Consider the following 6,815-nt stretch of genomic DNA (forward strand, 5'->3'; position numbering starts at 1 on the left):
GCGACGATGCCAAAGTTCTTCATCCAGCGTCCTATCTTCGCGATCGTGATTTCCCTCTTGATCATGCTGGTCGGCGGGATCGCCCTGTTCAAGATGCCGGTCGAGCAGTATCCGCCGGTGTCGCCGCCGTCGGTGCAGATCCAGGCCACGTTCCCCGGCGCCTCGGCCGACACCATGCAGAACACCGTGGTGCAGGTGATCGAGCAGCAGATGACGGCCATCGACAACCTGCTCTACATGCAGTCGACCAGCGACGACACCGGCCGCTCGACCACCACCCTGACCTTCGCCGCCGGCACCGATCCCGACATCGCCCAGGTGCAGGTGCAGAACAAGCTGCAGACCGCGGTGCCGCGCCTGCCGAGCGAGGTGCAGCAATCCGGCCTGCAGGTGACCAAGTCGACCTCGGACTTCCTGATGGTCGCGGCCTTCGTGTCGGACGACGACAGCATGACCAAGTTCGACATCGCCAACTACGTGGCCTCGAACATCCAGGATCCGCTCAGCCGCATCCCGGGCGTGGGCAGCATGAACCTGTTCGGCACCCAGTACGCGATGCGCGTCTGGCTCGACCCGGTCAAGCTGACCAGCTACCAACTGACCCCGCTCGACGTGGCCGACGCCATCCGCGCCCAGAACGTGCAGATCGCCGGCGGCGCGCTGGGCGGCCTGCCGGCCGTCCCCGGCCAGACGCTGAGCGCCACCATCAACCAGGCCACCATGCTGCGCACGCCCGACGAATTCAAGCGCATCCTGCTGAAGGTGCAGCGGGACGGCTCGTCGGTGCGCATCGGCGACGTGGCGCGGGTCGCGCTCGGCCCCGAGAACTACAACGTCGACGTGCGCCTGAACGGCAAGTCGGCGTCGGGCCTCGGCATCCAGCTGGCGCCGAACGCCAATGCCCTCGAGACCGCGGAACGGGTGCGCGCGCGCCTGGAAGAGCTGGGCGAGTTCTTCCCGCCGGGCCTGCGCACCGTCTACCCGAACGACGTCACGCCCTTCATCGAAGAGTCGATCAGCGGCGTGGTGCACACCCTGATCGAGGGCATCGTGCTGGTGTTCCTGGTCATGTACCTGTTCCTGCAAAACTTCCGCGCCACCCTGATCCCGTCGATCACGGTGCCGGTGGTCCTGCTCGGAACCTTCGGCATCATGGCGGCGCTGGGCTTCACCGTGAATACGCTGTCGATGTTCGGCCTGGTGCTGTCGATCGGCCTCCTGGTCGACGACGCCATCGTGGTGGTCGAGAACGTCGAACGGGTGATGCACGAAGATGGCCTGCCGCCGAAGGAGGCGACCGTCAAGGCCATGGGCCAGATCACCAGCGCGCTGATCGGCGTGGCCCTGGTGCTGTCGGCGGTGTTCGTGCCGGTCGCCTTCTCGAGCGGCACGGTGGGCGCCATCTACCGCGAGTTCTCGCTCACGGTGGTGGCCTCGATGCTGCTGTCGGCCTTCATCGCGCTGACGCTCACGCCGGCCCTGTGCGCGACCATGCTCAAGCCGGTCGACCCCAAGCACCATGAAAAGAAGGGCTTCTTCGGCTGGTTCAACCGTTCGTTCGACAATACGCGCGATCGCTACCTGGGCGGCGTGTCGCGCATCCTGAAACGGCGCGCCCTGTGGATGGTGGTGTACCTGGTCATGGTCGGCATCGTGATCGCCCTGTTCCTGCGCCTGCCGGGCGGCTTCCTGCCCAAGGAAGACCAGGGCTTCATGTTCGTCCAGGTGCAAACCCCGGCCGGCAGCAGCCAGGAAATCACCGGCCACGTGCTGGAAGAGATCAGCAAGTACCTGCTGAACGAGGAAAAAGCGGTGGTCGAAGCCACCTTCATGACCAACGGCGCGTCGCAGCCGCAGCGCGGCCAGAACCAGGGCCGCCTGTTCGTGCGCCTGCGGCCATGGGACGAACGCAAGGGCGACGAGCTGGGTGTGTCGGCACTGGCCAGCCGCATCACCGCGCGCTACGCCAACTACCAGGGCGCGGTGATCAATACCGTCGAACCGCCGTCGATCCGCGGCCTGGGCTCGGCCACCGGCTTCAACCTGCAGCTGCAGGACCGCGGCGGCCTGGGCCACGAGGCGCTGGGTCAGGCGCGCGACCGGCTGCTCGAGCTGGCCGCCAAGGACCAGCGGCTGCAGCGGGTACGCTTCTCGGGCCAGGCCGACAACGCCACCTACAAGATCGACATCGACCGCGAGAAGGCGGCGGCGCTGGGCGTCGACCTGACCCAGGTCGACCAGACCTTCTCGACCGCCTGGGGCTCGCGCTACATCAACAACTTCCTCGATACCGACAACCGCATCAAGCGCGTCTACATCCAGGCCGACGCCCAGTTCCGCATGAACCCGGACGACCTGCGCCACCTGTATGCAAGGAATGGCGACGGCACGATGGTGCCCTTCTCGTCCTTCGCCACCGCGCGCTGGACCTGGGGCTCGCCGGCGATGGCGCGCTACAACGGCATCGAGTCGGCCGAGATCCAGGGCCAGCCGGCGCCGGGCTACAGCACCGGCGAAGCGATGGCCATCATGACCGAACTGGTGGGCCAGCTCCCGCAGGGCATCGGCTACGAGTGGAGCGGCATCTCGCTGCAGGAATCGCAGGCCGGCGCCCAGGCGCCCCTGCTGTACGCGCTGTCGATCCTGGTCGTGTTCCTGTGCCTGGCGGCGCTGTACGAGAGCTGGGCCATCCCGATCTCGGTGATCATGGTGGTGCCGATCGGCGTGCTCGGCGCGCTGGGCGCGGCCACCGCCTTCGGCATGGAGAACGACGTGTTCTTCCAGGTGGGCCTGTTGACCACCATCGGCCTGTCGGCCAAGAACGCGATCCTGATCGTCGAATTCGCGCGCGAGCTGCAGATGCAGGGCATGGACCTGGTGGAAGCGGCGCTCGAAGCCGCCAAGGTGCGTCTGCGTCCGATCATCATGACTTCGATGGCCTTCATCCTGGGTGTGACGCCGCTGGCGATCTCGAGCGGCGCCGGTTCGGGCAGCCAGAACGCGCTGGGCATCGGCGTGATCGGCGGGATGCTGACGGCGACCTTCCTGGCGACCTTCCTGATCCCGCTGTTCTACGTGCTGGTGGCTGGCCGCTCGAAGCCGCCGGCGGTCCACGCGCCGGCGCCGGTGGCGCATGCGCCGAAGGCCGAGGCCGAGACACCGGATACAATGCCGGCTTCCCAATGAGACTGCCGTGAAACTGTTACTCGTCGAAGACAATGAACGCGTGGCCCGCTTCGTCAAGAAGGGGCTGACCGAGGCCGGCCATACGGTCGACCACGCCGACAATGGCCGCGACGGCATGTACCATGCCGTCAGCGAGCCCTACGACGCGATCGTCATGGACCGCATGCTGCCGGGCGGAATCGACGGTCTCGGCATCATCGAGGCCCTGCGCCAGCAGGGCAACCGGGTGCCGATCCTGATCCTGTCCGCACTGGACGGCGTGGACGACCGCATCCGCGGCCTGCGCGCCGGTGGCGACGACTACCTGACGAAACCGTTCGCATTCGGCGAGCTGCTGGCGCGGCTCGACGCCCTGCTGCGCCGCTCGCAGAGCCAGGCGGTGGAAACCGTGATGAGCCTGGGCGACCTGTCGGTCGACATGCTGGCGCACCGCGTCACGCGCGCCGGCCGGGCGGTCGCGCTGCAACCCCGCGAATTCAAGCTGCTCACTTACCTGCTGCGCCATGCGAACCAGGTGGTGACGCGCACCATGCTGCTCGAGAACGTGTGGGATTATCACTTCGACCCGCAGACCAACGTCATCGACGTCCACATCAGCAAGCTGCGCCAGAAGATCGACGCGGGTTTTGCGACGCCGCTGCTGCGCACCGTGCGCAATGCCGGCTACATGCTGACCGACCAGCCGTGAGCCATCTGTCTTGAACCTGCGCCTGCCCAGTTTTTCCGCCCGCACCATCGCGATCGGCTATGCCGTCGTCACCCTGCTGGTGCTGGCGATGTTCGCCGCGCCGCTGTGGTTCGCCTGGCACAAGAACATCGGCGAGGTGCGCACCCAGCTGCTCAAGTCGGACGCCCAGCACCTGCGCAACCTGTTCGAGCGCCAGGGTCCGCCGGCGCTGGCGGCGGCGATCGACAGCCAGGTCCACGGCGTCAACGACGGCGTGCGCAAGATCATGCTGTTCGCGGCGCCCGACGGCGCCAAGCTGGCCGGCAACCTGCCGGAATGGCCCGAGGGCGTGCCGGAGCGCGACGGCCTGTGCCAGGTGACGATCCGGGTCGACGACAAGCCGCGCAACGTGGAGCTGGTGCGGGTGACGCTGGAAGACGGCTATATGCTGCTGGTGGCCAGCAACCTCGATCGCTTCCAGCAGCTCGAGCGCCTGTTCGCCTATGGCCTGCTGGGCTGCGCGCTCGCGGTGCTGGTGGGCGCCGCGCTGGGCGGCGTGTTGATCCGGCGCGCGCTGCTGGGACGGGTGCAGCGCATCAGCCAGACCACCGCCTCGATCATCGAGGGCAAGCTGTCGCACCGGCTGGTGGAACCGCGCGACGGCGACGAGCTGCAGCAGCTGACCCGCACCGTGAACCGCATGCTGGACCAGATCGAGCACCTGGTGACGGGGGTGCAGGACGTGTCGAACGCGATCGCGCACGACTTGCGCACGCCGCTGTCGGAGCTGCGCGCGCGGCTCGAGGAACTGTCGGTGGCGCGTCCGCCGAGCGAGGAGACCTTTGCCGAGATCGACGCCGCGATCGACGACGTCGACCGCGTGATGGGCATTTTCAATGCGCTGCTGAGGCTCAGCGAGATCGACAGCGGCAGCCGGCGCGGCGGCTTCGTCGAGGTCGACCTGGCCGCGCTGGGCGCCGAGGTCACCGAATTCTACGGCCCGGTGGCCGAGCTGAAGGACATCGACCTCGGCTTCGACGCGCCCGAGGATTTGCGGGTGGTGGGCGACCCGGTGCTGCTGGCCCAGGCCCTGGGCAATATGGCCGACAACGCCCTGAAATACGCGCCGGTGCGCGGCGCGATCGCGATCACCGCACGCCGCCTCGACGCCGACCGGGTGGCGGTCGTGGTGGCCGACAACGGCCCGGGCATTCCGGAACACGAGCGCACGCGCGTGATCGAGCGCTTCTACCGGGTCGACGCCAGCCGCGGCACGCCGGGCGTGGGCCTGGGCCTGAGCGTGGTCTCGGCGGTGGCGCGCCTGCATGGCGGCAGCCTGACGCTGGAAGACAACCATCCGGGCCTGCGCGCCACGCTGCTGCTGCATGCCAATCCGGTGGCGCAGGCCTTCTAGCGGGGAGCGCCGGCGCGTTCGAGGATGGCGTCGATCGAGGCGCGCGCTTCTTTCATCACACGCGGAACATCGACGCCGAGCAGGCGCCCGCCTCGCTTGAGCACGACGCCGTCGACGATCACCGTGTCGACGTTGGCCGGCGTGGCCGAATACACGATCAGGGCATAGGGATCGGCATCGCCAGCCAGCGCCATGTTCAGGGCGCCGGGATCGAGCAGGATCAGGTCGGCGCGCTTGCCGGGGGTGATCGAACCGATCTGGTCGTCCATGCCGATCGAGCGCGCGGCCTCGATCGTCGCCAGTTCGAGGATGCGGCGCGGCGCGACCGCCGTTTCCTTCTTGCCGGCGCCGGACGCGGTGAGCGCGAGCAGGCGCATATTGGCGAACAGGTCGGCGCTGCCGGCCAGCGCCGTGCCGTCGATGCCCAGGCCGATGCGCCCCACGGCCGCGTAGTCGCTCAGGACGGTCAGGCCATAGCCGACCCGCTGCTCGGTGACCGGCGTCAGCGACAGCGCGCTGCCGGCCTGTCGAAACGCCGCCAGCTCGGCGGGCGTGGCGCCGGTGGCATGCACGATCTGCACGTCCTCGCCCAGCAGGCCGCTGGCGGCAAGGGCGCCATTGCGCTTGCCGCCCGAATGCACAGAGACCGGCAGGCCGAGCTTGCGCGCGGCCGCGATCTCGCGACGGCCGGTCGCGGCCACGTCGGCCTTGCCCTCCCCCACGCCGCGCCAGCCCAATCCCAACGTGATCCGCCCTGGCCTCTCCCGCGCCGCCGCCGCGGCGAGCAGGTCGAGGTCGACGCTGTCGGCCGGCCCAAGATCGTCATGCGCGCCGGCCAGCAGCCGCGCGCGAATGCCGCTCTGCAGCAGCGCCCGTTCAGCCGCCTCCAGGTGCGCCGGACTGCGCAGGTTATGAAAGAAATCGACGGTGGTCGTGACGCCCGACGCCAGGGTCTCGACAGCGCCGAAATACGTCCCGATACGAACGTCGTCCGGCGTATAGTGCCGCCCCAGCCGCTTCTTGAGCGCGAAATAATCGGTGTCAGGCGTATTGCGGAACTGCCCACGCGCCGCGCTGAGCCACAGATGGTTATGCGTATCGACCAGCCCCGGCAGCAAAATCATCCCGCGCGCATCGATCCGCTCCGCCCCCACCGCCTCGAGCTCGCGCCCAACGGCAACGATCCGCCCATCGCGCACCAGCACATCCGCATCGCGCCGCTCACCCTGCTGCGGATCGAGGCTGACGACATGAGCATTCTTGATCAGCAAGGCGCGCGGCTGGCCAAAAGCCGCCTGGCACGACGCAAACACGAGGACAAAAAATACACAATGCAATAGACGCGGCATGGCAGCTCCAAGCAATAGAATGCCGCCAATTCTACAATCCAATACCGCCGAGCCGCGCGCGCTTACGCCCGCAACCGGCTTTGTTGCATAAATCAATTGAGCGCGTAGTACCCCAAACCCCAGACGGATTTACGGCATGGTCACCGCTACGGTCGTGGGCGTGCCCAAGCGCGTGAAGCGATTGAGGATGGCGGCACGG

4 protein-coding genes are annotated in these 6,815 nt (G+C 67.8%); 3 read left to right on the plus strand and 1 reads right to left on the minus strand.

The window, feature by feature from the left end:
* The first annotated feature begins 6 nt into the window (after nucleotides 1-6).
* From J3U95_RS08780 to J3U95_RS08790, 3 genes are read left to right on the plus strand one after another with little or no spacing between them, the layout of a single operon-like run.
* A complete protein-coding gene (locus J3U95_RS08780; RefSeq protein WP_208278229.1) occupies nucleotides 7-3,186 on the plus strand; it encodes an efflux RND transporter permease subunit in 3,180 nt (1,059 codons plus the stop codon).
* 7 nt (nucleotides 3,187-3,193) lie between these two features.
* Nucleotides 3,194-3,874, plus strand: a complete 681-nt coding sequence (locus tag J3U95_RS08785; protein WP_208278230.1) for a winged helix-turn-helix domain-containing protein — start codon at nucleotides 3,194-3,196, stop codon at nucleotides 3,872-3,874.
* A 10-nt stretch (nucleotides 3,875-3,884) separates the two neighbouring features.
* A complete protein-coding gene (locus J3U95_RS08790) occupies nucleotides 3,885-5,267 on the plus strand; it encodes a sensor histidine kinase (RefSeq protein ID WP_208278231.1) in 1,383 nt (460 codons plus the stop codon).
* On the opposite strand, the gene J3U95_RS08795 is transcribed toward J3U95_RS08790, so the two are convergent.
* Entirely contained in the window at nucleotides 5,264-6,538 is a 1,275-nt protein-coding gene (locus J3U95_RS08795; protein ID WP_229519714.1) for an amidohydrolase family protein, read from the minus strand. The two genes, J3U95_RS08790 and J3U95_RS08795, sit on opposite strands and share 4 nt — an antisense overlap.
* Between the last annotated feature and the right edge of the window lie 277 nt (nucleotides 6,539-6,815).

This window comes from Massilia oculi (genome assembly GCF_017582745.1).
GTDB lineage: Bacteria > Pseudomonadota > Gammaproteobacteria > Burkholderiales > Burkholderiaceae_D > Telluria > Telluria oculi_A.

Bases quoted from the DNA above. Each gene is read 5' to 3' on its own strand.
- J3U95_RS08780 (WP_208278229.1), top strand. From the start codon at position 7: ATGCCAAAGTTCTTCATCCAGCGTCCTATCTTCGCGATCGTGATTTCC.